This is a genomic window from Variovorax sp. dw_308, assembly GCF_019207085.1.
GTDB lineage: Bacteria > Pseudomonadota > Gammaproteobacteria > Burkholderiales > Burkholderiaceae_C > Variovorax.
Genome location: NZ_JAATOM010000095.1, coordinates 1 through 847 on the forward strand (window position 1 = coordinate 1; position 847 = coordinate 847).

The following is an 847-nucleotide window of genomic DNA, read 5'->3' on the forward strand; positions in this document are numbered from 1 at the left end:
CAGCGGCAGGTAGTTGTAGAGCCGGCGCAGCATCATCAGCGCCTCGACGTCGTTCTCGAAGGCCATGTCGGCCACGCCGCTCTTGGAGGTGTGGGTGGAGGCACCACCCAGCTCTTCGGCGGTCACGTCCTCGTGCGTCACGGTCTTCACCACTTCGGGGCCGGTGACGAACATGTAGCTGGAGTCCTTCACCATGAAGATGAAGTCGGTCATGGCCGGGGAGTACACGGCGCCGCCCGCGCACGGGCCCATGATCATGCTGATCTGCGGCACCACGCCGGAGGCCATCACGTTGCGCTGGAACACCTCGGCATAGCCGCCGAGCGATGCCACGCCTTCCTGGATGCGCGCGCCGCCGGAATCGTTGAGGCCGATCACCGGCGCGCCGACCTTCATGGCCTGGTCCATCACCTTGCAGATCTTCTCGGCATGCGCCTCGCTGAGCGCCCCGCCGAAGACGGTGAAGTCCTGGCTGAAGACGAAGACCAGGCGGCCGTTGATCATGCCGTAACCGGTGACCACGCCGTCACCGGGGATCTTCTGCTCGGCCATGCCGAAGTCGCTGGAGCGGTGCTCGACGAACATGTCCCATTCTTCGAAGGTGTTGTCGTCCAGCAGCAGCTCGATGCGCTCGCGCGCGGTGAGCTTGCCCTTGGCATGCTGCGCATCGATGCGCTTCTGGCCGCCGCCCAGGCGGGCCTGCGCGCGTCGTTGTTCGAGGAGTTCGAGAATTTCTTTCATGGTGTGTTGCCTCTTGGTTTTTTCTTGCCCACGCTCGTGTGGATTTGCTTCGGAATCTGTTCTTCCATCGACGGATCAGGTGGAACTGGGCGCGGTGGCGGGAGAT

The 847-nt window shown here is 63.6% G+C and carries 1 protein-coding gene; it reads right to left on the reverse strand.

The features are described 5' to 3' along the window. The coding region (locus HCU76_RS36350) for an acyl-CoA carboxylase subunit beta (protein ID WP_305729968.1) at nucleotides 1-741 on the reverse strand (741 nt) is incomplete at its 3' end. Nucleotides 742-847: the final 106 nt, after the last annotated feature.